A 961-nucleotide genomic window follows, 5' to 3' on the forward strand; every position below is an offset into this window, starting at 1 on the left:
ATCGTCCTCAAGCCGGCCCCCGCCACCCCGCTCTCCGCGCTGCTGCTCGGCGAGCTGCTGGCCGAGACCGAGCTGCCGGCCGGCTCATGGAGCGTGCTGCCGGTGCCCAACGAGGCGATGCCGCCGCTGGTCCAGGACCCGCGGCTGCCGATCATCTCCTTCACCGGCTCCGTGCCGGTCGGCTGGTCCATCCGGGACTCGGTGCCGCGCAAGCGTGTCACCCTGGAGCTTGGCGGCAACGGCGCGGCCATCGTGCTCGCCGACTACGCCTCGGACGCCGACCTTGACTGGGCCGCGCAGCGCATCGCGACCTTCTCCAACTACCAGGGCGGCCAGTCCTGCATCTCCGTGCAGCGGGTGATCGCCGACACCGCCGTCTACGACCGGCTCCTGCCCCGGCTGATCTCGGCCGTGGAGTCGCTGGTCACCGGCGACCCGGCGGACGACGCCACCGACGTCGGCCCGCTGGTCAGCGAGGACGCGGCGCGCCGCGTCGAGTCCTGGGTCGACGAGGCCACGGCGGCCGGCGCCAAGGTGCTCACCGGCGGCACGCGGCAGGGCGCCAGCTACCAGCCGACCGTCCTCGAGGGCGTGTCGCGCGAGGCGAAGGTGGCCTGCGAGGAGGTCTTCGGCCCGGTCCTCTCGGTGACCAGGGTGGACGGCGAGGAGGCGGCGTTCGCCGCGGCCAACGACTCGGTCTTCGGCCTCCAGGCGGGCCTCTTCACGCACGACCTGCAGGCCGCCTTCCGCGCCCACCGGGCCCTGGAGGTCGGCGGCGTGATCGTCGGCGACGTCCCCTCCTACCGCGCCGACCAGATGCCGTATGGCGGCGTCAAGGACTCGGGCGTGGGCCGCGAGGGCGTGCGGTTCGCCATGGAGGACTACACCTACGAGCGTGTCATGGTCCTCACCGGCCTGCAGCTCTAGCCACCCGTCGGCCCCTCCAGGGCCGGTCTTCCCC

The 961-nt window shown here is 73.4% G+C and carries 1 protein-coding gene; it reads left to right on the forward strand.

The features are described 5' to 3' along the window. The coding region (locus E1265_RS36525) for an aldehyde dehydrogenase family protein (RefSeq protein ID WP_132935222.1) at positions 1–927 on the forward strand (927 nt) is incomplete at its 5' end. Positions 928–961 lie beyond the last annotated feature (34 nt).

The organism is Streptomyces sp. 8K308 (genome assembly GCF_004348315.1).
Lineage (GTDB): Bacteria > Actinomycetota > Actinomycetes > Streptomycetales > Streptomycetaceae > Streptomyces.